This window comes from Vibrio sp. SCSIO 43140, assembly GCF_023716585.1.
GTDB lineage: Bacteria > Pseudomonadota > Gammaproteobacteria > Enterobacterales > Vibrionaceae > Vibrio > Vibrio maritimus_B.
This window is the reverse complement of record NZ_CP071851.1, coordinates 212,029-235,559: the sequence shown is the minus strand read 5'-3', so window position 1 is coordinate 235,559 and position 23,531 is coordinate 212,029. Positions and strand designations below refer to the sequence as shown.

General features: G+C 44.6%; 17 protein-coding genes. 7 read left to right on the top strand and 10 right to left on the bottom strand.

Going from position 1 to position 23,531, the window contains the following annotated elements; all coding sequences use genetic code 11:
* Positions 1 to 32 precede the first annotated feature (32 nt).
* Both J4N45_RS19640 and J4N45_RS19635 read right to left on the bottom strand, forming a co-directional pair.
* Positions 33 to 2,873 (bottom strand): HD domain-containing phosphohydrolase, encoded by a 2,841-nt coding sequence (locus J4N45_RS19640; RefSeq protein ID WP_252016239.1) that lies wholly within the window; start codon positions 2,871 to 2,873, stop codon positions 33 to 35.
* A gap of 196 nt (positions 2,874 to 3,069) precedes the next feature.
* Positions 3,070 to 3,642: an aldolase/citrate lyase/malate synthase family protein gene (locus tag J4N45_RS19635; RefSeq protein ID WP_042474638.1), complete on the bottom strand. Its 573-nt coding sequence runs from the start codon at positions 3,640 to 3,642 to the stop codon at positions 3,070 to 3,072.
* A gap of 155 nt (positions 3,643 to 3,797) precedes the next feature.
* Here J4N45_RS19635 and J4N45_RS19630 point away from each other — a divergent pair, with 155 nt between their 5' ends.
* Complete coding sequence (locus J4N45_RS19630) at positions 3,798 to 5,345, top strand: DUF3612 domain-containing protein (protein ID WP_252016237.1); 1,548 nt, start codon at positions 3,798 to 3,800, stop codon at positions 5,343 to 5,345.
* A gap of 442 nt (positions 5,346 to 5,787) precedes the next feature.
* On the opposite strand, the gene J4N45_RS19625 is transcribed toward J4N45_RS19630, so the two are convergent.
* Together J4N45_RS19625 and J4N45_RS19620 are read right to left on the bottom strand one after the other, a co-directional pair.
* A complete protein-coding gene (locus tag J4N45_RS19625; RefSeq protein ID WP_252016235.1) occupies positions 5,788 to 6,264 on the bottom strand; it encodes a methylated-DNA--[protein]-cysteine S-methyltransferase in 477 nt (158 codons plus the stop codon).
* A complete protein-coding gene (locus J4N45_RS19620) occupies positions 6,264 to 7,643 on the bottom strand; it encodes a DNA-3-methyladenine glycosylase 2 family protein (RefSeq protein WP_503058251.1) in 1,380 nt (459 codons plus the stop codon). Before J4N45_RS19620 ends, J4N45_RS19625 begins: the two co-directional genes overlap by 1 nt.
* Positions 7,644 to 7,888: 245 nt before the next feature.
* Here J4N45_RS19620 and J4N45_RS19615 point away from each other — a divergent pair, with 245 nt between their 5' ends.
* The 3 genes from J4N45_RS19615 to J4N45_RS19605 all read left to right on the top strand — a co-directional run bounded on the left by J4N45_RS19615 (position 7,889) and on the right by J4N45_RS19605 (position 9,916).
* Positions 7,889 to 8,284 (top strand): MaoP family protein, encoded by a 396-nt coding sequence (locus J4N45_RS19615; RefSeq protein ID WP_252016233.1) that lies wholly within the window; start codon positions 7,889 to 7,891, stop codon positions 8,282 to 8,284.
* Between the two features lie 174 nt (positions 8,285 to 8,458).
* Entirely contained in the window at positions 8,459 to 9,361 is a 903-nt protein-coding gene (locus J4N45_RS19610; RefSeq protein ID WP_252016231.1) for a sensor domain-containing diguanylate cyclase, read from the top strand.
* Positions 9,362 to 9,556: 195 nt separating this feature from the next.
* Entirely contained in the window at positions 9,557 to 9,916 is a 360-nt protein-coding gene (locus J4N45_RS19605; RefSeq protein ID WP_252016230.1) for an antibiotic biosynthesis monooxygenase family protein, read from the top strand.
* Between the two features lie 41 nt (positions 9,917 to 9,957).
* Here J4N45_RS19605 and J4N45_RS19600 read toward each other — a convergent pair whose 3' ends face one another.
* Both J4N45_RS19600 and J4N45_RS19595 read right to left on the bottom strand, forming a co-directional pair.
* A complete protein-coding gene (locus J4N45_RS19600) occupies positions 9,958 to 11,589 on the bottom strand; it encodes a polysaccharide lyase 6 family protein (RefSeq protein ID WP_252016228.1) in 1,632 nt (543 codons plus the stop codon).
* 81 nt (positions 11,590 to 11,670) lie between these two features.
* Positions 11,671 to 13,455 carry a sodium:solute symporter family protein gene (locus J4N45_RS19595; protein WP_252016226.1) on the bottom strand — a complete coding sequence of 595 codons (1,785 nt, stop codon included), beginning with the start codon at positions 13,453 to 13,455 and terminating at the stop codon, positions 11,671 to 11,673.
* A 951-nt stretch (positions 13,456 to 14,406) separates the two neighbouring features.
* On the opposite strand from J4N45_RS19595, the gene J4N45_RS19590 reads away from it, so the two are divergent.
* From J4N45_RS19590 to J4N45_RS19580, 3 genes are all read left to right on the top strand, one after another.
* Entirely contained in the window at positions 14,407 to 16,323 is a 1,917-nt protein-coding gene (locus J4N45_RS19590; RefSeq protein WP_252016224.1) for a methyl-accepting chemotaxis protein, read from the top strand.
* A gap of 151 nt (positions 16,324 to 16,474) precedes the next feature.
* Positions 16,475 to 17,350, top strand: coding sequence for a DMT family transporter (locus tag J4N45_RS19585; RefSeq protein ID WP_252016222.1), 876 nt, complete (start codon positions 16,475 to 16,477; stop codon positions 17,348 to 17,350).
* Between the two features lie 113 nt (positions 17,351 to 17,463).
* Positions 17,464 to 18,048, top strand: coding sequence for a TfoX/Sxy family DNA transformation protein (locus J4N45_RS19580; RefSeq protein ID WP_252016220.1), 585 nt, complete (start codon positions 17,464 to 17,466; stop codon positions 18,046 to 18,048).
* 52 nt (positions 18,049 to 18,100) lie between these two features.
* On the opposite strand, the gene J4N45_RS19575 is transcribed toward J4N45_RS19580, so the two are convergent.
* From J4N45_RS19575 to J4N45_RS19560, 4 genes are all read right to left on the bottom strand, one after another.
* Positions 18,101 to 19,129, bottom strand: a complete 1,029-nt coding sequence (locus J4N45_RS19575; protein WP_252016219.1) for a polysaccharide lyase family 7 protein — start codon at positions 19,127 to 19,129, stop codon at positions 18,101 to 18,103.
* A 74-nt stretch (positions 19,130 to 19,203) separates the two neighbouring features.
* The gene (locus J4N45_RS19570; RefSeq protein WP_042474663.1) at positions 19,204 to 20,019 is read right to left on the bottom strand and encodes a hypothetical protein; all 816 of its coding nucleotides are present in this window, start codon (positions 20,017 to 20,019) and stop codon (positions 19,204 to 19,206) included.
* A 23-nt stretch (positions 20,020 to 20,042) separates the two neighbouring features.
* Positions 20,043 to 21,776 carry a hypothetical protein gene (locus J4N45_RS19565; protein ID WP_252016217.1) on the bottom strand — a complete coding sequence of 578 codons (1,734 nt, stop codon included), beginning with the start codon at positions 21,774 to 21,776 and terminating at the stop codon, positions 20,043 to 20,045.
* Positions 21,777 to 21,842: 66 nt separating this feature from the next.
* The gene (locus tag J4N45_RS19560; protein WP_252016215.1) at positions 21,843 to 23,402 is read right to left on the bottom strand and encodes a polysaccharide lyase 6 family protein; all 1,560 of its coding nucleotides are present in this window, start codon (positions 23,400 to 23,402) and stop codon (positions 21,843 to 21,845) included.
* Positions 23,403 to 23,531 lie beyond the last annotated feature (129 nt).

Genomic DNA, 23,531 nt, shown 5'->3' with positions numbered 1-23,531 from the left:
AAAGACCGCTAGCAGCGGTCTTTTTTACATCCTTACTGTGCCAGATAATCTTCGATGTGAATGTCATCAATCTGCGAGCTGTTTATGTTCTGTTGAGCGAATTCCAGATACACGCCTGATGTTAGAAATAGCTCAAACAAATCCCCATCTAGATGATTATCTCTTACCATAAAGCTCATGATCCGCAGGGCTTCAGACAACTTCTTCGCCTTTTTATAAGGACGATCGCAGCTTGTCAGCGCTTCAAATACATCCGCTATAGCCATTGCTCTGGCCGGTAACGGGAGATCAGAAGCTATTGTACCCAATGGATACCCAGTCCCATCCATTTTTTCGTGATGACTACCGGCTAATAGCGGCACATTCTTCATATGTCTTGGGAACGGTAAGCTCTCTAGCATCCGTATCGTCTCGATCATATGACTATTGATGATGTAGCGCTCTTCACTGTTCAGAGTCCCTTTTCTTACTGAGAGGTTATACATCTCCCCCTGGTTATTTTGGTACTCACCAGCTTGAAGAACAAAACGCGACTCTCGTTTTGGTTCTTTTTCCCATGGAACAAGGTGGTCGTGATGATCAGCAAGCAGTGGTTCCGTTCTTGGTATCTGGATATCTTGGCTATCAAAACGAGCTAACTCTTCCCAAGATAAGCCTTTGCGTCTATCTATCGTGGTCTGCCACGTTCGCGCCGCTATTTGTTCAAGTTGGTTAAGTTTGGTCTCATCTAAAAACTCTGAACCTAAATTGATTTCAGCGATCAGGTCAAAATCTTCATCCAGTTTTTCAAGCTTAGCCTGCAGATGTTGACGCTCTTTCTCTGAGATAGCTTCAGCAAAACGCTGACGATACATGGACAACTCTTCGTCCCGCTTGAGCACTTCAAAACGTGTTCGAATTTCGTGGATTCGGTTGTAAATAGTCTCTAATTTTGTCGATTTATCGATTATGTGCTCGGGTATTGTCACCTTGCCACAATCGTGCATCCAGGCGGCCATGTGGAGCTCTTGCCACTCCTCATCGCTCAACGAAAAGTCGGAATACTTACCTTGTGTTTGTTGTTGCGCGGCAAGAGTGAGCATCTCCGTCAGTACAGGCACCTTCTGACAGTGATTCCCCGTATAGGGTGATTTGGTATCAATAGCGCCGGCCATCACTTGAATAAACGAATCCAACAGTGCACGTTGGTCATTAATCATTGTTTGAGTCTCAATCGTGACGGAAGCGTAGGCTGCGAGCGTTTCCAAATATTCTCTATTCTCAAGTAAAACCGTATTCTCATGAGCTTCGTCAAACCCTAATCCAAGCGCGCCAATTACTTGCTGCTTTCGATTTACCAATGGGATAAAAAGAGTATTGTCCGACTTACTTTCTCTTGGTACGTAGTTACGAACTTCGTTGTATCGAGTGAACACCGGCTGTTTCAATTGAAAGAACTGATGTACTTCATCTTCAATAAGGGGATCTGTCAGAGGGATAGCAGAGTGCTTTGAAGGGTCGAGCACACCTTGACTACGGATACTCAAAAACCTGGGTTCTAGATGAGCCTCATCAGTACTCAATAGATATAAATAACTACTATTGGAGTCCGTCGCTTCTGCAGTTTCTTGACAAACGAGAGCAAGCAAACGTTCTAAGTCATCCTCTTTTGCCATGGAGTTTGTGAGCGATAAAAACCGTCTAATAGTAGATTGCATAGAGCGTAGGGAATCCGACATCTCTTTGATCTCGGTAACTCGAGAGCGATGTTGTGATATCGCGTTAAACTTGAAATGTTCAATAGATTTCGCTTTTTTGGTTGCTTGACGAATAGGTCGCGCTAACCACTGTGAAGCAAAGTAAATGCAGGGCAATACCGCAAGCAAAGCAATAAGCGAGCCTATGATGGAACGTTTAGCAACAAGGTTCGATTCCTTCAGGAGGTGCTCAGACTTAACTGCCATCGCAAGGTTAAACACTTGGTCTCTGGTACCTCGTACTCTATCGATTTTTACAACCCACCTTTCACCATCATAGCTAATCTCTTTAGCTACAGGACCAAACTCGACGACATTAGCCGTACTCGCAATAAGAGGATGATCAATATCACTTAATTTGAGCGTTGTTCGCAACCTTAGTGCATCGCGCACCTTAAACAATTCGGGGCGGCTGTATCCATAAACATTAAAGTCATCATCATACATAACACGTAAGGCATCGCGATTTTCATCACTATCCTGCAGCACTTCCGATACTTCTTCTAACAGAATGTCGGCTCCAAAAGCGGCACCATTTATCGACTTACGATGAATGGTGATACCTGAACGACCAATAATAGGCATAAAATACGGATCAGACACTTGTGCCTGAATGTAAGATGAGCTTTTAAACCAATTAGCTATGCGTGGATCAATAATAATGTCTTTCAACACTTTAGTTTCTAACATAACCAGTTGCGCGTCATAACTCTTTTGAACAAGCTCTTTGGTGTGCACGTTATAACTGAACGCCGCAAACTCAGCGACGTCGTCGACTTTCATACGCTTTCTGAGTTCCCCATTATGTATCCTGGCAACAGCAAGCCACTCTCCATCTGGGAACGCAGCCTTAAACGATAGAACGTGTCTATGTGCACTAAGAAGTGACATTAGCTCTGGAGCGAAATCGAATCGTTTATCAGGGTCAGTCTCTCTCGTCAGTTCTCCGGAAGAGTAGGCATCAACAATGCTGAAAGTCGGCCCAAAGTGAAAAGACATGTTGCTACGGGTTTCACTGGCAATTCTTTCAAATAGGTTCTCGTTTGCCTCGAGAAGTACTTTATTGAGGCTCGTTTGAGTAATCCAAATCTGTACCCCACATACGAGTAATACCAGGGTGACGAACATAATGAACATGTGAACATGTAAGGGGAGCGTCTTTATTCTTTTCGGCGGCATAGCAGCTAACACATTGAAACAACACCATGTAAGACTAGCTGAGGAAAAGGATTACGAGAACCAAAACATTCTCAAACTCCATAAAAAAAGCCCCACTATTAAGCGGGGCAACTACCAAAGGAAAATTCGGTAATAACAAATGTGCTAGCGTGAATTAAAATGCGAAGCTGAAACCAAGGTTATAGTCATCACCATTTTTTGCGGTGTATTCTTTGTCTTCACTGCAAGCACGAGGGCGGCCTTGACCATCACCTTTTACTAAACTTACCCAGTGACGAATACCTGACGCATGGCAATTTTCCGACTGGCCAAAGGTCGTGCAGGTCTCAAGCTGGATATCTTCAATCTCAACCAGTTCAAGATTGCCGGTACCTTTTCGGCGACCAATGGTTACCTCTAGGTGCGTACCACTTTCATCTCGAAGCAAAATCGCTTCTGGTGAGCATTTGTCACCAACAAACGCCACAAAATGCTTAGCACGCTTGAGGCCTGTGTGCTCTCCATTTTTGAAATAAGCCTGAACGTGGCGGTAATCAATCTCATAACTCACCACATCCTCGTGCGAACCGTTTTCTAATGGAAACAGCGTATCCAGAAGCTGCTTGGCCATTTTTTGTTTTTCCATTTGTTCATCAGCTTTCACCATTTCGACGGCAAACACGGCTTCAGCGATAAAGGTTGAGTGGTTCTTATGTAGTTCTGTTTTATCGAATGTCAGCATGTTCATAGTGTTTCCCTCATACAGCTGCTAGTCCAAATTAGAGTAAAAAACCCAAACGGTTGTTTAAATTTATATGCGTTTTGTGATTTGTATACTTTGTAGACTAGCGTGTTTTTGACTACAATTTCACAACAAAAATTTTACAATGTGAATTTTACAAAATGCCCCTGTCAAAAAGTCTAATCCGCCAATCCCACTTTTTGGGAACCAAGGTCCGTAACTTACGGAAACGTAACCATTTAACGATGGAAGATCTCTCCGCGCGCTGTATTCGAGTCAACCCAGAGTACGCCCCTTCTGTCTCATACCTCTCCATGATCGAGCGAGGAAAGCGTGTCCCAAGTATCGATATGCTCGAGGTCATTGCTGAGGTGTTCCAGAAAGATCCTGCCTGGTTCTTGGACAATGAACCTGAGCCCGATGAGATCACTCCCGTAAAAGGAAATCGGGGTGGGATTAGTGGTATGGCACTGGAGCCAAGTTTTTTATTCTCGAATGACATCCTACAAATAGCCATCCCTGAGATGTTGTCACAAACCGGTATCACCGGACGCCAATTTGCACATCTACTTATTCGTGCCCATCAAGAGAGTTTGCAGAACCACTTTCCGGATTTAGAGCGTGCGGCTGAAGAAGTAGGATTGAAAAGGCTTAACTTATCTGTCGAAGACCTGATAGATATTGCCAATGATCTGGGTCTGAGTGTTCGCTGGGTCAATCGCACACCCAAAGACGTAGTCGATGAGCTTGGTGTTAATGCCAAACAGCTGGTGACTTCTTTCTTTGAGCCACCAGGCACTATCTACCTAAACGAGATACTGAAAGCCTACCCAACGCGTCTTAAATATGATCTGGCGGTATATATCGGCCATCGTATCTTACACAGTGAAGAGGGACTCAAAAGCGTTCTTAGTGTGGGGCATCAAAACAGTTGGGATGACAGTACCCAGAATCAGTCATCTTCGGCGCTCAACTCACAGGACATTCTTCAAGCATGGCGCGATTTCGAATCGAGTTTCTTTGCTGGCGCACTGCTGTGCCCAAAAGTACCTTTCAGGCAGTTACTAGACCGCAGCGGCTATGAAATCGATGTGCACAAACGTGTTGGTGTGTCACCATCGGTCGCAATGCGTCGAATGACCGTTGTATCACCTTATCCGCATTGGCACTACTTCGATGCCTACGGACCAGGAAAGCTTAAAGCCGTCTATCGCGGAAATGGTATTCCGCTTCCGTGGGGAAATATGCGGATGGTTAACGACCCATGTCAGCACTGGGCTGTATTCCGCCGCCTATCTGAGCCGCAAAATGGATCATCGGCACAGATCTCCATCTTGAATGTCGGCGATGAGCCAAGGATCTACTGCTGCGAGTCGATTAATATGACGGATCCTGCTGGGAACAATCGAGTCTTGTGCGCCGGGATTGACCTTAACCCGGCAATCGACGCTCAAGGCGGCAATGCATTAGAAATTGCTAGCGAGCTTAAGCGATCATGCGTAGAAGGAGGGGGAAGTGTTGCTATTCCTCGCGGTATCAAAAAAGATCTACAAACCGTCGCCAAGATACTCAACATCAATTGGGTTGAGAGAGGAATCGAAGGAGATGCTCGTTTGATTTGTTCTCGCGGGGCGGTATGCCCACGTAAACCTAGTTGTTATGAAGGATGCCAAGATGAATCGGAAAGCCCACTGGGGGATATTTTCTAACGGAGTCATTCTTTTCACAAAAAGCTAGGTTGATAGACAGTCGACCTGGCTTTTTTGATGTTAAAAAAGAAAAAAAGCCAGCCACAAATTGTGTGACTGGCTATATACAAGTGTGAACAATAGAGGTTCACTAACAACGTCAGTTGGCTAGGTGACCCTCGGCTTAAAAAGGGTCGCTTTAATTAATGCAGTATGCGTGCCAACTTTTAAAACGTACAATTTTATTGAATTCGGTCAAATATAGACCGCTTTCAGGGAAATAGCGTTCATATTAATTTTGCAATTTGCAAAATTAGATGCAAATTGCAATTACAACCATTCCCATACTGAAAATAATGATAAATTACGCACTTTGAAAGTTATACTTGTTTCATATGTTAACTATATAGAAATATCTAAGTAGGCTTCATCATAAGGCAGTCAAATGATAGGCTCATCGCTGTCAAGAGCTAGACGACTCCAATTCTAGTAACTTTAGTTTTCGTTCTACGCCACCAGCATAGCCCGTTAATTTACCATCCTTGCCAATCACTCGATGGCAAGGTACGACAATAGAAATTGGATTTCTCCCATTTGCCGTCCCGACAGCTCTTACCGCCTTTGGGTTCCCGACTCGATTGGCAAGCTCTTGATAGCTGATCGACTCCCCGTACGGAATACTACACAGCACTTCCCACACCTTACTTTGAAATTCTGTCCCTTTCGCTGCTAATGGCAATGAAAACTGCTGGCGTGTTCCCGAGAGATACTCCGTCAATTGCGTTGCCGCATCAGATAAAACTGGATGCTCAGGCTGATAGTGACCCAGTTCATTTGGCAAAGTCGTATGTTGTTCAAACCAGATACCTAATAGCCCTTCGTCGCTTGCCTGAATGGTAATAGGGCCCAAGTCGCTTTCCAATATGGTGTAGTAGTTCATTAATAGTGGCTCCAACAATGTAGGGTGGCATAACTTCCCCAAGGGGAAACGCCTTCCTCACTCATCAATTTATTAGTTTTTAGGTATTTTTTAACAATCAGATCAGAGCTCAAGAATAAGTCCGGCTCTGATTGCCCTCGCATCAGTGCGTAGTTAACGGTCCATGGACCAATTCCCTTGAGCGCTAACCAGTTATTCGGTGAATCATCACAGTGTTCTCGAAGGTGGCTTGCTAAGCGCGCCAGTGTATCTTTACGGCTTTGCGGCATACGTAAAAAGCTCAAATCTGCATTCGACACTACGCCGGGTGTTGGAAAAACCAATTGACCAGACACGCGATAATCAAGCGACTCACTAAGCAGGTTTAACTGACCAATTGCCGCTTTTACCGAAACTTGCTGCCCGAGGACCGCACGAACGCCCGCTTCCCATGTTGACCATACTCCAGGTAGCCTCAATCCAGAGTGAACGATTAACTCGTGATTGATGCCATTCAGATGTGACTCAACCGCGGTGATGTCGGTATCGAGGTCAAACACCCGTCTGATTGTCGTAAGGAGAGTTGACAGTTTAGTGACATCCTCTATTTCAAACTCAATCTTGACGGTTTGCTTGCCCTCATGATCCGCGAAAATCTTGAACCACGCCAAACTGCCGCTGATCTCCACATATCGCTCATAACTTGTATCAGTCACTTTCTCTATGCCATTAATGGCTCTTTTCTGATAAAAGCTGAGCAGTGATTGCCAGTCATAAGCGCCTCTATACGCCAAATAAACAACGTTTCGCGCTTCTTTGTCCAAGCCATGACGACGAAGCTGAGAGGGTGTGAGATTCAGCGTCTTCTTAAAGGCATCATTAAACCGCCTAGTACTATTGAAGCCACAAGCAAAACCGATGTCAGAGATCGATAACATACTATGATGCAATAATTGCTTGGCGAACATAAGCTGATGATATTGAGCATATTTTTTCGGCGAAACACCCAGATGTGTTTTAAAGAGCTGGCGGAGATAGCGGCTACTGATACCAAGCCTATCGCTGAGTTCCTCGCAGCTTGATTGGTTCAATGCACCTTGCTCTATCAAGGTTAATGCGCGTCGAAAACTTGTCTCAGCGCCTAGCCAGGCCCAAGAGTTTGGCGCACTTTCTGGACGACACCTCAAACAAGGCCTATAACCGGCTTCGAGTGCCATATGAGCGTTAGTGAAGTACTCCACATTCTGCTCTTTTGGTGGATTTGCCGGGCAGATTGGGCGACAGAAAATGCCTGTGGTTTTCACCGCAATAAAGAAGACACCATCAAATCGTGAATCTCTAGAGAGTCTTGCACTTTGATACTGCTCATTGGTCATCGAGGCTCGATTCAACACCAAAATACACATCCTTATTTTCTATTGATGCCAACAGTGTAAACCAAGTAACTCTATAAACTAGCCATTTTCGGAACCAAATGATGCAAGAAAACCTTCACGGATTGGTCATTTAACCTTCAAATTAACAAGTAAAAGTAACGTCCTAACAGACACTTAAATTTTTCATTGGTTAAAATTTAACCAATAGACAAAGCTCTGTCTATACTGTGGCAGAGTTCGATGATAAACGTCATTTTATGAGGGTGACTATGCAAAATGTAGATTTTCGTCTTGGGAAGAAACCGTTCTACGACAACAAACGATTTCGACGTGGATTTGCAAAATCCGGAGATTTTACCATTGCTGAAGAGGAGATCCTGATTCGCTTCGGGGACACAATGAACTTGTTAGAGCTGGGAGAACTATCTCCAGAAACTGACGAAGAACGTCACTTTTTACAGGTTCTATCCGATGAAAAACAAGCGGAAAATAAGCTAGAAAAGACGTGGGTCAAGTATATCCACCTCGCAAGAGATAGGAAAAAGTTTCATACGCTGAATGGTAAAAAAGCAGCGACAGAACCCGCTGACGCTAACATTGACTATGACGACAACGACGATATTGGAGACGATATTGTTGATGACGACTCAACGTCAGATGATTAATATCAGGGCAGTATGGATACGTACTGCCTTCCTAAACTTATAAAGTTACTGCAAAAATTAGAGTAAGAGCTCATTTTTGCCAGTTCAAGCCTCTCGTTTTCATAGTTGCCGTATCACTCGCCGTTGTATCAGTCTAATCTTTTAACTAATAGGATTAACAATACAAGGAAAGCCATGCCCACAACACTGGAAGAGGTATACCAAGTTCTCTCTTGCCTTCCCGACCCCGTTTTCATTCTCAGTGAAGATGGCGAGTACGTCGATATTTTAGGGGGCACCGACTCTCAATCATATCACGATGGCTCTGTGTTAGTAGGGCAGTCATTACATGAAGTACTTCCTAAGGACAAAGCTGACTGGTTTATCAGTCAGATCGTTTTCGCGCTCGATCATAATGAAGTTATCACTGTCGAATACGATTTAGGTGCCTCCGATGTTGACGGGCTGGATGAGGCGTCAGGTCCATCAGGAACACTTAGATTCGAAGGTAAGATCTCTCCCCTCTCCTTTACAAGAAATGGACGAAGGGTTGCATGCTGGTTAACCCGAAATATCTCTACTCGATACCACCTCGAAAAACGGCTACGTAAGCAAAGCGAAACCGACTCACTGACTCATATCGCCAACCGGCGTTTCTTTTTTGACACCTTGAAGTCAACCTTAGCCAGCAAATCGCCAAGCTCGTTGATTCTTTTCGACATTGATTACTTTAAGAACGTCAACGATACCCACGGTCACCTAGCTGGTGACTTAGTATTAAAACAAGTAGCTAAACGAGTGAATGCTATCATCCGCCCAGAAGATACGTTTGCGCGGGTCGGTGGAGAGGAATTTGCCGTATTACTCCCTAGATTAGATCGTGAGGCCGTAACAGTGATTGCAGAGCGACTACGAGAGGCTATTGACAGTGACCCATTTCTATTTGAGGGTCAACAGATTCATGTCACAGCGAGTTTTGGAGTCACTAGGACTGTCGATAGTGACCAAGATACGAGTGTCTTCTCTCGAGTAGACACCGCTCTCTATCAAGCAAAACTGCAAGGTCGAAATCAAGTCGTCTACATGGAGCACTGTTGAATAGAAAGTTGGAGACTGAGGTAAAGGCGTGCTCTTGATAACGCCCCAACTCATCCACCGATTCAAGATAGGTCCAGCCAGAAGTGAAGCTTACGTTGAACTGCAATAATATATTACAAAGTCAGTTGCATATATAATTGATATGCAATTAATTTTCCATATCATTCCTTTCAAAAATAACAAAAGGAACATGATATGAATATTAAAAAGCCTATTAGCCTACTCGCCGCAGCTTCACTTTCATTCGCTGCAAATGCTCAAGTCGTTCTAATCAACCCATTTGCAGTTACTGAAGGTCATGTGGAAGAAACCCTGGTGTTTTGGGAAACGGCACGTGATTTTTTGCAAGAGGAAGATGGATATGTGTCCACGAATCTTCACAAGGCACTCAGCGAGGGTGCAACGTTTGAGTTTATCAATGTTGCCATTTGGGAAAGTGAAGACAGCTTCAAAAAAGCGACCGGTAATATGCAAGCCTATTTCAAAGAGAATGGCATCAAAGCACCCGAAGGTGTAAAACATGATCCTGCACTGTATCAAGTGATCAGAAACTAGTAAAAAAGCCGCCACTTTTGAAGTGGCGGCTTTTTTGTTCGCTAGTCGATTAGCTTTTTGCTGTTTACTAACTCATAGCTAGGTCCAGCGGTATCTGCCGTCACAAGCTCCAGCTTCTCTGTATCTGCACCCGCGCCTTGATACTGGTTAAAGCCGTTAGTTACCGTCATTTCTGGTAGTTCAAGTGAATAGCTGCTTAGCTGGTCTTCACCTACTAGCGTCTGAGTGTAGAACTCGTTCTCGTAGGTCGCATTCACAAGCGGGAAATCCTCTGTCGCACGCACACTTACGAACGCAGGATTCTTTGAGTTATCAACAACATTGTTTTTGAAGTTGATATCCACGCCAGCAAAGATGTTTTCAACTTCATCGTTGTTAAACAGACTTACGCGGTGAGTTTGGTTACCGTAAACCATGCCCCACTCTGTATCGACAAACGTGTTGTTTTCAATATCGATGTTTTTAGGTGTCCATTGCTTATTGAGTTCTTTGCCCTTCACAGACTGGTCTAGCTGTTCACCATTTTTGACGTCGATGATACCCGTGTTAATCACAACAGCACCACGTAGGTCAGCATTACCCTCGATCAAGCCATCACGGCCACGAGTGTTAGCGATGTAGTTGTTGCGAATCACATGGTCCTCATCATAGATACGAATACCGCCCGTTAGCAGCTTCTCGTTACCTAGGATGATATTGCTCTCAACCTTATTGCCTTTGCCGTGACGCAAAGAGATTAGTGCAGCACTTTCAAAGATAGTATTGCCTGAAATCTCGTTATCACCAGATTTGATCGAGATAAGCTCACGCTCACCATCCATATCTACAAGCAGGTTGTTGATAAACTTAGAGCTTGAATCCCATTGAGATGCTTTTGAATCACCAATTCGAATCGCTTCCCAGCTGTTACCGTTATAACGAACCGCTTCTTTGATCGCTAGCTCATTAAATTGGTTTTGCTTCTGATCAACAAAGATGTTGTTCGCAATCAGGTGGTTGTCAGGTGTCTCATCTTTTTGAACACCGATGAGTGTACCGCGCTTTTGCTTACCTTCGAAACGGTTGTTGATCACCTTGCCATCTTTACCCCATAGAGAAACCCACAGGTACTTCGGATACTCAGAGCGACGCTCATCAGGCTCGTATGCATAATCGTGGTTAAAGTAGTAGAAGGTCGAGTTTTGCAGTGTATTGCCATTACCCATCATGCGAACGCCACCAAAACGCTCTGCAGGACCACCTTCAGTAAACACTAGGCTATCAAGCGTAATATCATTACCCGTCAGTTCAAACTGAACTAAACCGGTCAACCATACCTTGCCTTCTGTCTCTGCCTTAATTGTCACACCGTTTGCTTTTACTAGCATGTGACCAAGGTTGCTGTACTTACCGTCAGCGATGGTGATGGTTTCACCGTCTTTGGCATTTTCGATCTGAGCTTTAAGTGCTTCAACTTGCTCAGCAGACACTTCGGTAAGCTCTGCACCATCTACTTTGACCAAACGGTCACTTGAAAGTAGGTAATCGCGCGTCACTTCATTAAATGCAACGGTTTCAGCTGCAACAGAGGCTTCTTGCGATTGAGCGTCGGTATTTGAGTTTGCACCACAGCCAACCAGGACTGCAGACGAGAAAATTGCTGTCAGGGACAGCGCAATAGCTTTCTTTTTCATAACGAAGATATCTATCTCATGGAACAGGAATAGAGGGAGAAAAAGCGGCCAAAGTGGCCGCTTAATTTAAAGTAAATACGATTACGCGTTGTTCGTTACTGCTTCCGCATCTTCTTGCTCAACAGACTCATCGACTGCTTTCACAAGTAGAAGACCAACAGCAAGTACAATCACACCACACAGTACGAAGATCATGCGTCCCCATAGTGGGTTAGGTAGAAGGAACATCGCCATCACACCAACACCCGCACAAGCAATTAGAGAACCAAGCATGCGACGCTGTTTGTTGTCTAGCTTCTTCTGCTCTGTAGACTCAGCTACTAAAGGTGTTGCTAGGTTGTTGAAGAACTTGTCTACATCTTGCTGACGCTCTTCAGATAGTGGCTTGTAGAACAGTGTTGTTAGGCAGAAGAAACCTGCTGTGAACACTAGGTGACCAATCAGACCGATAGCAACTTTCAAGTCAGACCATTCACGACCTGTTAGCGGCTCTAGGTTGAACCAGTTAGCAACCATTTCTGCATTGATAACAAAACCTACGTAGTAAGAAACAACCGCACCAACCACTAGTGTGCCCCAACCTGCCCAGTCTGGAGTCTTCTTGATGAAGAAGCCACAGAATGCTGGAATGGTCATTGGGAAGCCAATTAGTGCGCCAACATACATCATAGTGTCGAATAGGCTTAGACCTTTAAGCGAGTTGATAAAGAGTGCAACTAGGATAATCGCAATACCAAAGAAGGTAGACGTTAGCTTAGAAACAACAACGAGCTCTTTCTCTGTTGCGTTAGGACGTACGATTGGCTCGTAGAAATTCTTAACGAAGATGCCCGAGTTACGGTTTAGACCAGAGTCCATAGAAGACATCGTTGCCGCGAACATCGCTGCGATTAGTAGACCAACCATACCTGCTGGCATGAATTCTTGTACGAAGTACAGGTAAGCAAAATCGCCCGCCTTAGAACCTGCATCTGGGTAGTGAGCAGCAAGATCAACACCTTGACCAGCGATGAACCAAGAAGGCATGAACCAAATTAGTGGGCCCATAGTCATCAGGATACAAGCTAGAAGTGCTGCTTTCTTCGCGTTCTTTGAGTCTTTCGCCGCAAGGTAACGGTAAGAGTTCAGCATGTTGTTAGTAATAGAGAACTGCTTGAAGAAGATAAAGAATGCCCAGATACCGAAGATGCTTAGGTAGTTCAGGTTGTTACCAGATACAAAAGACGCGCCTTCTTGAGTTGGGAAGTTATTGATGATTTCACCAACACCACCACCTTGAACAATAGCAACGACAGCACAAGTCACGGTTACTGCCATGATGATAACCATCTGCATGAAGTCAGATGCGATTACCGCCCATGAACCGCCTGTTACTGACATCACTAGTACAACAAGACCTGTCAAAACAATCGTCGTTGTCATGTCGAAGCCAAAGATACCGGATGCAATGATCGCTAGACCATTTAGCCAGATACCAGCAGAAATCACGCTATTTGGCATGCCAGACCAAGTAAACACTTGCTCGTTGAACTTGCCAAAGCGCATACGAATCGCTTCGATAACCGTTACAACACGTAGCTGACGGAACTTCGGCGCGAAGTAAAGGTAGTTCATAAGGTAGCCGAATGCGTTCGCAAGGAAGATGACAGCAACGGCGAAACCGTCAGCATAAGCTTTACCTGCAGCACCGGTAAACGTCCACGCACTAAACTGCGTCATAAACGCCGTAGCACCAACCATCCACCAAAGCATACTGCCGCCCCCGCGGAAGTAGTCACTGGTCGTGCTTGTAAATGTTCTAAACATCCATCCTATTGCGATTAGAAACAGGAAGTAGATGCCAACAATGGTAGTATTGAGATCCATCTTGAAACCTTTTGATGAGTTATTGGGTTATCTTCACTATACCCTTGCTTCCTTCTTTTTGTAGTACAATATAATTATTGCGTGACCTAGATCGTTAATTGTTAAACCGATATTGTATTACTTATGATCCGCCTCATATTTTTAATCCTAATGAGATCAACATCACAAAAACTCATGCTAACTCGCTAATTTTTATCAATATACAAGATTTTCAGTGGGTTACTAACTAACAGGACAGTAAGAAACTTGGTAGGAAAGACTGGATGGCAGCAGTGCTTATTGTCAGACATAAAAAAAAGACCCTCGCACCACCTGTAATAATGCGAGGGTTAAAACGACATTAGGAGATCCATAGTTAAAGGGGGTGACGCCCACTTCAACTCCGGGGGTAAGTGAACATTGCTCAATCGACAATGCCCTAGTTCTTATCAAGTAGGTTTGGTAATTACCTCTATCGCTTGGGGTCGAACGAGATAATGGGGTCGCTAAGCCGCATTTTGCGACTCAACAGATTCTTGAGACACACTGTGCTCTCGAACGCTATTAATCTTAATGTATTACAAATAAGATTAATGAGACATAGATCAAGTTTTGGAGATATTCATATTATTCAGATAGCTGACAAATGACATGACATACCAAACAATCTTCATAAATAACTGTTTTGTAGAGCAATTAAGCTCACATTACTGTTCAAAACACCGTTATAACTCTGAGAATTATTTTAGTTATGAGTTGGGTCACAGAACCAAACCGTACATTTATCGTACCTTTATTGTATTACATAACAGTCGCTAAATGTTCGTTCTGCCTGACACTTATCGATGAAATGTCAGGCGAGACGTCATAGGGACAACCCTTTCAGCAAACCTAAGCTCTGAGCAAACAAAACTTTGAACAAGCCCGGCTTGCTGCGATCAGAATAAATGGAACACGGAGTATTATTCTGCGATGGACAGATTCAACATGGGCTTTAAGTCCAAACTCATCTTAGCCCTGACCACCACAACAGCTATCTCGCTTTTGGCCACCAGCTACTTCTCCCACTCTATGCTCAGCGAACAGGTCAATCAGCGGATATTGTCGGACATCGACCACTCGCTCACCATAGAAGTGAACGAACTTGAAAACACGGTGCAAAGAACCATTGATACTGTCAACGCCGTCGCTCAAGAGTATCAAACCAACAATAACCAAGGCATTCCTAGTGAAAAGTTGATGCATATGGCCTATCGTTTTGGCGGTATCGACAAAATGGTGATTGGGTTTGACGACGGCTCCTCTTTTACCTCACGTCCGTCAGAGTCATTTCCTGATGGTGTCGGTATCAAGAGCAAGTACAATCCAACTGAGCGCCCCTGGTATCAAGATGCGAAGAGACAGAGTGGTTTGTCTTTAAGTGACGTGTTCTTTACCAAGAGCGACCAGACCCCAATGATCGGTGTCATGTACTCATTGGGTAATGGTGTCATCATGGCAGATATCCGATTCAACGATGTTCAGCAAAAGCTCACAGAGCTCGAAACCATCAGCAATGCGACCGCCTTTGTTATCGATGATAAAGGTATGGTTATCGCCTCAACATTAGAAGGTGTAGAACCTCAGCGCCGCGTTCAAGATTCAGTTATTGCTGCCGACGTAACGAGTATTATCCGCCAGCCAGAGCAGTTTTCTGAACTCAAACTGGCAGGTCAAGATCTACTGGCCATTTCGAAGCCAATTGAGCTTGGCAATCAGACCACATGGCAGATGGTGGTCGCTCTAGACAAGTCCCTAGCTTTGTCAGAACTCGATAGCGCGAGCCAAAAATCGATGATGATTATTGTTGTGGCGCTACTGGCAGCCCTGGCAATCGTCGTGCTGGTGCTGAATAAACTCTATCAACCTATCGTATCACTCAAGGCGATCATTGAAGATCTCGCCAAAGGGAACGGCAATCTAACACAAAGGCTTGAAGTCCGTTCAAGCGATGACCTGGGTAAGATTGCTGAGGGCATCAACCGATTTATCGACGGATTGCAGTCCATGCTTAAAGAAGTGCAAACCTCGACCCGAGATTTGGGCACAAAAACACAACTTATCGAGTCTAGCTGTCAAGATACCCACACGACACTCGATACCCATACTAACGAGACAACTCAGATAGTCACTGCGATTGATGAATTGTCTCACTCGTCGGTTGAAGTAGAAAAACACTCGCGAAGTGCAGCAGATGCCGCACAAACAGCGTCTGGCCTGAGCAACGAGACCAAAGTCATCAACACCTCCACTCAGCAGCACATTGCCGATTTGGAACAGCAAATCACAGCAACCTCTAGTGATATTTCTCAGATGGCCCTTGAGACACAGAGTATCCAATCTATCGTCAATGTGATTGGTGGGATCGCTGAACAAACCAACCTGTTGGCACTCAATGCCTCTATCGAAGCGGCACGTGCCGGTGAACATGGTCGAGGATTCGCTGTCGTTGCAGATGAGGTTCGCGCACTCGCTAACCGAACTCAAGTCAGTACTTCAGAGATAGAAGCGGCACTGACTAAACTTCAAGAACAATCTGACAGCTTGGTTCAGTCAATTGAGCAAACCAAACACAACTGTGAGGGAACACGTCAGCAAGTCGATCAGTCGATGGAAATGCTCGAAACTCTCGATCAACAAATCGAGACCATCAGCCGCTTTAACGACGAAATCTCAACCTCTTCCAGTGAGCAAAATACTGTGATTCAGAGCGTGAATCGTAACATTCACCGAATCAACGACATCGTCAACGAGCTCAATCAGCTCAGCGACAAGCAAGTTGGAGAGTCTCAAGAGGTGATTGCACTTAACAGCAATGTAGTAGAGCTAGTAGGACGCTTTAAAGTCTAATATCGCTCTCTAAGCTGACCCTAGAACCCGCTATCTGCCCTCTGTTTTTTGACAACAATAGAGGGCACTTTTTTGCCTATAAAAAAAGCAAGCTTTTCGACAAAACCTAGGTTATTATCCGCGCCCTAGTTTTGTATTACAAATATTCTCAATGTCCAAACACGCGAATCAAGCTATTCTATTATTGGTACTTGCCAACCTACTCGCCTCCTTTTCAGACGTATCGCTAAAAGTGCTCAACGGTGAGGTGCCTACCTTTCAGTATGTGTTTATCAGGCAAGTACTTAGCGTACTTTTGCTATTTCCCGTTTGGATACGTTTGCCTCGTCAAACTCGCATGGATGGCTGCGGTTCTATCGCTTTTTTACGCGCTCAGTTTATCCTTGGTGGCAGTGCTTGTGCGATGGTAGCCATCACTCACCTAACGCTTGCGACAGCAAATGCGATGTTTTACGTGGGCCCTATTCTTATGATTCCACTCGCCATGACGCTGCTAAAAGAGAGACCAACCAAGGATAAGGTCATCGCGACGTTGATCGGCTTCAGCGGCGTCGTGGTGGTACTTAGACCTGAGCATTTCCATTGGGCAGCCATCGCCGGACTAGGAAGCGCATTAGCAATGGGTGTAAGCAACATACTGGTGAAAAGACTCCCCGCTGAGCAGCATATCGTCTCGACGCTGTTTTGGACCGGGGTGATGACCCTTCCCGTTGCCCTGATCTTAGCAGTGCAACAGTGGCAACCACTCAACCTCGTCCAGCTCGGATGGATAATGGCGATCAACCTGTTTGTATTAGGCTATCATGCGCTGATCGTTATCGCCTATAAAAAGGCACCAGCCAATCAGATCGCACTTGCTGAATATTCAGGTCTTGTGTTTGTTACTCTATTTGGCGTGATGTGGTTTGATGAAGTACCTGACGTTCTAACATTTATTGGGATTCTATTAATCGTATTGCCTATGATGCCAATCAACTGGAAAAAACGCTTCAGCACCTCGAAAGAAGCCATTAACATTTCGAATTAATTCAGATCACAGAGTGGTGATATAACTTCGCCACTCTTAATCTTTATCATCTATCCAATGGTCATTATTGATATAATCATCACTGAAAATAACAACTCATGGATGAATGATAGATGTCACAATATACAATCTCTTCTATCCTACCAAAATTAAAACATTCAAATCTATTTGGAGAACTCACTTCAAAGTCAATGTTTGGTGGTTTTGGTATTTTCTCTGATGGGAATATCTTTGCTTTAATTAGCAAAGGTAAAGTATTTCTACGTATTCCAGAAACTAAAGTTGCTGAGACTCCAATAGAGCAGAGATTCAGCTACGAGAAACAAGGGCAAATCGTCATTACACGCTATCAGAGCTTTGAACCTGATAGTGACGAACAGCTTGTAGAAAACTGCCGAACAGCTTTAGATCGGGCAATGCAAGAAAAAGAGCAGCAACAAAACAATGATGTCGTTCGCATAAAAGACCTGCCGAACATGAAATACACCACAGAACGGATGCTCGCCAAAGCAGGTATCAAGACCATTGGTCTACTGCGCGTTCGAGGCGCAGTGGGCGCATACCGAGCGCTAGCTAAGTGCCATAAAAATGTTAGTGAGCAATTACTTTGGCAGATTGAAGGGGCACTGACAGGCATGCATTGGATGGTTATTCCAGATAAACGTAAGAAAGAACTGCTCGCAAAAGTGAGGCGCTAATTAAAAAGAAGGTCGATACATTTACATGTATCGACCTTCTTTATTTGGGGTGTTAGTTAGATGTGTGCCTGATTTCCACCTCAGAGAAGCTTACTTCGAACAGCTCGCCTGCATGCTTCTCATCTGGTCTAAATTGGGGGTATATCCCCGCCTTAAAGTAATACGCCACGTCTGCGTCTGCCCAGCCCTCAGCTAGTGTAACAGTGCCATTATTGGTGTCATGGTACTCCTCTCCCCAAGCTAGTTCGTGTTGGTTAACATTGCTGCCGTCGGTATCTGAAGTACTCACCAAAATGCCGTTACCATCCACTGTTATCTCGTAGTTCCAATCCATGTTGGCGGGATAGGTGCCAAGGTTAACGCTAAACGACCAATCCTTACATTCCGGATACTTCGACGTGCCCTCTTCGCAGCTTTGATTATTCTTATAGAAGTCTTTGTTGAGTATCGCTCGAACCGGTTTTGATGGACCATCCCATTGAATCTTTACTAATGCCTGCTTAATCTTCCAGCCGTGAACCTGCCCAACGATGACTTTAGGCTCTTGTCCGGAGATATTTGGGTACTCATCAACGCTTACCGTAGACTTTAAGGTGTGGCTTTGAGTATTAGTCGCCTTATCATCGATAAACCAGCTTGTGTTGCTTGAACTAGTACTGCACGTTCCCATACGTTGAGCGTTAAATAGCTCTCTTAACTCAGAGCGTATGTAATTGGAATTAGCCGTTGTGGTTCCAAATCCCATGTTGGTCCGAAACACCATTCTCTCGTCTTTAACTTCAAAGAAAGTGACGTCATGCGGCTTGTGGAAGATCACCGAATCGTTACTCAGCACGTCTTTGCTCGATACACAGTGTAGAGGTTCTAGTTCAGCCGCACTCGTACCGCCACTGCCGTACCAATCATCTTTACTAGCAGGAATGGTTATTTTCCATTGGTCGATATCCCAGGCGTATTCACCTTCATTTGGTGGAGAACCCTCTTCTGGTGGAATGGTACCGCCTGATGAGGAATCACTATTACAGCCAGCCATCAGCAGAGAGCCCAGCATTAAGCTTAATAATTTTGTTCTATTTTCCATACTTCTATTCACAAAAAAGAGCGCAACGAGTAGGTCTAGTTCCTCGCAGCGCTCCTATCTTATTTACCTAATTATTAGAAACGATATTTGTAGCCAAACTCGATGGCGTTATCGCGCTTGCCATACCAATCGTACGCGCTGTTTGCATGGCTATCTTTAAGCAGTTTTTGCTTTAGCTTAAACTTGCCATAAAATGCATGGGCGCGCGCTTCTGGTAGACGGTATTCGGCGCTAAACTCGTTCTCCATCGCAAAGCGTTCGTTGTTGTCGTATACGTGTTGCTCGACACCACTGCTATTCTCGAACGAAGAGACTTTTTGTAGGAAAATCGCATCCCAAACGAAGGTCCAGCTGTTCCAACGATAGGTTAGCCACAAGTCGTAACGCATCTCCTTGTTGAAGTCTTCACGGTCGCTACCTGGCTTAAGGTTGCCACTACTGTCATAACTATCTAGACGCAAGCGGTCGATGTTTTGTGAGTAACGTGCACGAACTTTCGCATCGAAGTTACGTGTAAAGCGGTAACCATAGAAAGCACCAACACGCACGTTTCTTGCTGTCTCTTTCAACTGATAATCCAGTACCGGACCAGCTTGATGCTCATTACGATCACCCCAACGATGACGATAGTCGGTTTTGAACGTCAGCTCATACTGCTCTGGCGCGTAGCCTGTCTCGTACTTATCTTTACTACGGTCATACTGCCAAACTTGCTCAAAGCCAAATTTGAAGCCGTTATCCATACGGTGGCCGAACTCGAACTTAGGACGGTCGGTACGGCCATCGAGTAATTTATGTTCCCACTTAACGGTAATGGTGCTGTCGGCTGCGAATGCAGCGCCAGAAGACATCGCAAATACACCAGCTGCTAGGGCTAATTTCTTCATCATAATATTCTCTATATAAATTTCTACTAGTTCAGGTCATTTAAGAAAAAAGTGTTATCTGTACGTACATTTGCGTTCTCACTTGTAACAGCATCGTCAGTAGCAAATATAGACACTATTCTTTCCTTCCCTGAGCCTGATAATGAAGATAGGTCTTGGTAATATCCATCAAATGTATTTCCTTGAATATATACATTACAACCTACTGCTGTCTGTTCTCCTCGGCTTGAATTGCCTACTTTTATCGCTGCAGTTTCTTTATCACCACTATCATCTATGTAGAACTCATTATTTATTAATCTAATCCCTAGTTTGTTAGCATTATCATTGCATGGCGTGTAGAAAGCATTATTTTGAATATTGGATTTAAGATTATCAAAAATACTTTCCGAAATATGAACATGTCCAGCAGAGTAGACCCAACTAGCTTTCTTATATAGTCCTTCTTCTGTGATTAAACTTGAATCAAAGTGTAAGCTTTTCAAAACAACTGGTTCATCCTTATCAGATGCCCCTTTTTCAATAGTAATCGCACCACGGCGACCATCGCTGTCTTCAGCACTACACTCAGCACCAATCGCGCTGTTATTGAAGTTAACACCAATGACAGAAGCACCAGGAACCGTTACTGTGATACACGCACTACCATTAATAGTCGCTTCTCTCTCACCATCTAGTGTCACCGCTTTGTTTAACGTAATCATGCCTGCTGAGTAATCACCATCCGCCTTGAGCTTAATTACATCACCCACGCTGGCGGCCGCGATCGCCTCATTGAGCGCTTCTACGTCGTTATCTGGATCCGTTGGAGGTGGCGAACCTACATCGGTATAGGTATTATCTGAAATGATGTTGGCACCTGAGGCATCACCGTCGATGACCGCAGCAATGGTATCTTCTAGTGCCGTTTCTTCAATGGCAAAGCCAGCAAAGCTATTATTTGTAATTTTCGCCGCACACTGTTTAGTGGGGTCAAACTGACCAGCAACCACGCCTGAAATATTTGCAGAGTTGGCAACCAAAGCAACACTGTTGTTTTCAAAAGTCGGATTACCAAGCCTTGCACTACCACCATTGATTCGGTTACTACCACAGTTCAGATAAAGGATACCTGTTGCAGTATTGGCTACGGTTTTATTACTAAACTCGCTCTCCGATACATTGACCAAACCACGAGAGTAGATCCACGCTGTCGGTGCGCTTGTTGACTCTGCAAAGCTTGCTCCATCAAACGTTAGGTTTTTCAGGTAAACCGGCGTGTTGCCATCGCCGACTTTACCAATATTAATGATAGAGCGAGATGTATCTTCGGTACCACAAGTGGAAAGCTCTACACCCTGGAACTTAATGTTATGCAGTGTAATACCCGTGGTACCTTTTAGAACTTGGTCAGCGGTTGTTGGAACATCGATACAAGTTGCACCACTGATCACCGCTTGGTTCTCACCATCTTCACTGAGATCACCGTCGGCAGTGACCGATGTTAGCGTGAGAGGCTTTTCAAGAACCACTGTCCCCATTGAGGCATAGTCACCGCCTTCTTTAAGGCCGATGATTTCACCCTCTTTCGCCGCAGCAATTGCAGCAGCGAGCTCAGCAGCGTTTTCAACAATAATATCAACACCTTCAATCGGTGGATTGCCACCACCTGGCTCTTCTGGAGTTTCACCACCAGGAGGCTCATCATAAAAGTTACAGCCAGAAAGTGTCCCTGCAGTTAACGCCACTGCAATTAGCGTAGATAAAGTCTTGAGCTTCATATTGTAAATTCTCTTGGGTTAAGGGGCCCAAGGTGAGCCTCTAAATAGTAAGGGGATTACTTTGAGTTATTTGGTGATTCGGTAGCTTGCACCAGTGTCATTCATGGTGAGTACAGTCAGGTTACGAGCGCCGCCGTCAAAGTTGGTTGCTTCTAGCAAGCCATTCTCTGCTGGGGCAAACTTAGGGTCGCGATACAACACACCTTCCCATGGCAGCTCAGTACCTGTCACTGGACCAAAGTAGATGTCATTGTCGTAAGTTGGATTCACAAGCGCGGCAATAGAATCGTTACCTTTCAGCGCAAGGCTATTTGATACGCCTGCGTAAGAGATGTTGTTTCTAAAGGTCACGTCTGTGCCGGCAAAAACGGTCGTCACTTTTGAGTTATCGTAAAGGCTCACGCGGTGACGCTTATCTGAGTAAAGGAAGTTCTGACGCGAATCGATGATTGAGTTATTCTCAATTGTCACATTGTATGGAGTAGCTTGTTTATTAAGCTCTTTGCCTTTGACGTCTTGCGATAGTGTCTCACCGTTAACAACATCTGTGATACCCGTGTTAATCGCAATGCCACCACGTACATCACCGGTACCCATTACGCGCTCGATGTAGTTGTTACGAATCACGTGACCAGCGTCGTAGAGACGAATACCACCGCTGAAGCGCTTGCCGTTACCAAGGATAACGTTGTTCTCAACCGTGTTATTTACACCGTGACGCAAAGAGATCATGGATGCGTTATCAATAAGTGTATTGTTACGTACCACGTTGCCCGCTGACTTAAGTGAAATCAGCTCTGTCTCACCATCACTTTGCAAGAATAGGTTGCCTTCGATGGTCGTCTCTGAAGGGTAAATTGAACTCTTTGAATCACCCAGACGAATTGCTTCCCAGCTATTAGAGTTATAGCGTTTCGCTTCTGCTATATCGAACTCATTATACTGGTTGTGTTTCTGGTTGTAGAACAAGTTGCCCTTGATCAAGTGGTGATCAGCGGTTTCATCGCCTTTAGCTTTTTGTACACCAATCAAGGTGCCACGCTTGTGTTTACCTTCAAACGTGTTGTTCACAAGCTGGTTGTTCTTACCATACATAGCAATCCAAAGTGTTTTTGGATACTCAGAACGTCGATCGTCTGGCTCATACGCGTAGCGGTCATTGAAGTAGTAGAACGTGGAGTTCACCAATTGGTTGTCATTACCACGGAAGATAATGCCACCCATACGCTCTGCCGGGCCACCATCGGTAAAGACTACGCCTTCCAACTTGATATTGTTGCCACGTAGATTGATTTGAACCAGGCCTGTTAGCCAAGCTTTACCCGCTTCTTCGGCTTTAATCGTCACGTTACTGGCGGTTATGTCGAACTGGCCAAGGTCCTCATATTGTCCGACAGGGATGATCAGTTCATCGCCATCCTTCAGATTGAGTAGCTGACTCTTTAAGCCTTCTGCATCGCCTTGTGGGATCTCGCTGGCTGCAATAAAAGGTTTGGTATTGGTTGCAAGCAGCGTTTCGGTATCTAAACCACGTTCTGCAGCTGAAGTCACTTCACTTGACCCAGTCGAGCTACATCCAGCCATAGTTGCCGCTGCTATCATCAATGCCACAAGATTCTTTTTCATCTAAAACTCCTCATTTGTATGATGATATTTTTTATTATTTTTTTAGCTACGACTGTGACATCAGACATAATTCCATTTATGAAATATATATTTACATCCATGGGTATCATTTAGAGTGATGCGCTTGAA

What these genes read in the sequence shown, in the direction of transcription:
- J4N45_RS19640 (WP_252016239.1), bottom strand. Translation starts at nt 2,873, where the DNA reads ATGTTCATTATGTTCGTCACCCTGGTATTACTCGTATGTGGGGTACAG.
- J4N45_RS19635 (WP_042474638.1), bottom strand. Translation starts at nt 3,642, where the DNA reads ATGAACATGCTGACATTCGATAAAACAGAACTACATAAGAACCACTCA.
- J4N45_RS19630 (WP_252016237.1), top strand. Translation starts at nt 3,798, where the DNA reads ATGCCCCTGTCAAAAAGTCTAATCCGCCAATCCCACTTTTTGGGAACC.
- J4N45_RS19625 (WP_252016235.1), bottom strand. Translation starts at nt 6,264, where the DNA reads ATGAACTACTACACCATATTGGAAAGCGACTTGGGCCCTATTACCATT.
- J4N45_RS19615 (WP_252016233.1), top strand. Translation starts at nt 7,889, where the DNA reads ATGCAAAATGTAGATTTTCGTCTTGGGAAGAAACCGTTCTACGACAAC.
- J4N45_RS19610 (WP_252016231.1), top strand. Translation starts at nt 8,459, where the DNA reads ATGCCCACAACACTGGAAGAGGTATACCAAGTTCTCTCTTGCCTTCCC.
- J4N45_RS19605 (WP_252016230.1), top strand. Translation starts at nt 9,557, where the DNA reads ATGAATATTAAAAAGCCTATTAGCCTACTCGCCGCAGCTTCACTTTCA.
- J4N45_RS19600 (WP_252016228.1), bottom strand. Translation starts at nt 11,589, where the DNA reads ATGAAAAAGAAAGCTATTGCGCTGTCCCTGACAGCAATTTTCTCGTCT.
- J4N45_RS19595 (WP_252016226.1), bottom strand. Translation starts at nt 13,455, where the DNA reads ATGGATCTCAATACTACCATTGTTGGCATCTACTTCCTGTTTCTAATC.
- J4N45_RS19590 (WP_252016224.1), top strand. Translation starts at nt 14,407, where the DNA reads ATGGACAGATTCAACATGGGCTTTAAGTCCAAACTCATCTTAGCCCTG.
- J4N45_RS19585 (WP_252016222.1), top strand. Translation starts at nt 16,475, where the DNA reads ATGTCCAAACACGCGAATCAAGCTATTCTATTATTGGTACTTGCCAAC.
- J4N45_RS19580 (WP_252016220.1), top strand. Translation starts at nt 17,464, where the DNA reads ATGTCACAATATACAATCTCTTCTATCCTACCAAAATTAAAACATTCA.
- J4N45_RS19575 (WP_252016219.1), bottom strand. Translation starts at nt 19,129, where the DNA reads ATGGAAAATAGAACAAAATTATTAAGCTTAATGCTGGGCTCTCTGCTG.
- J4N45_RS19570 (WP_042474663.1), bottom strand. Translation starts at nt 20,019, where the DNA reads ATGATGAAGAAATTAGCCCTAGCAGCTGGTGTATTTGCGATGTCTTCT.
- J4N45_RS19565 (WP_252016217.1), bottom strand. Translation starts at nt 21,776, where the DNA reads ATGAAGCTCAAGACTTTATCTACGCTAATTGCAGTGGCGTTAACTGCA.
- J4N45_RS19560 (WP_252016215.1), bottom strand. Translation starts at nt 23,402, where the DNA reads ATGAAAAAGAATCTTGTGGCATTGATGATAGCAGCGGCAACTATGGCT.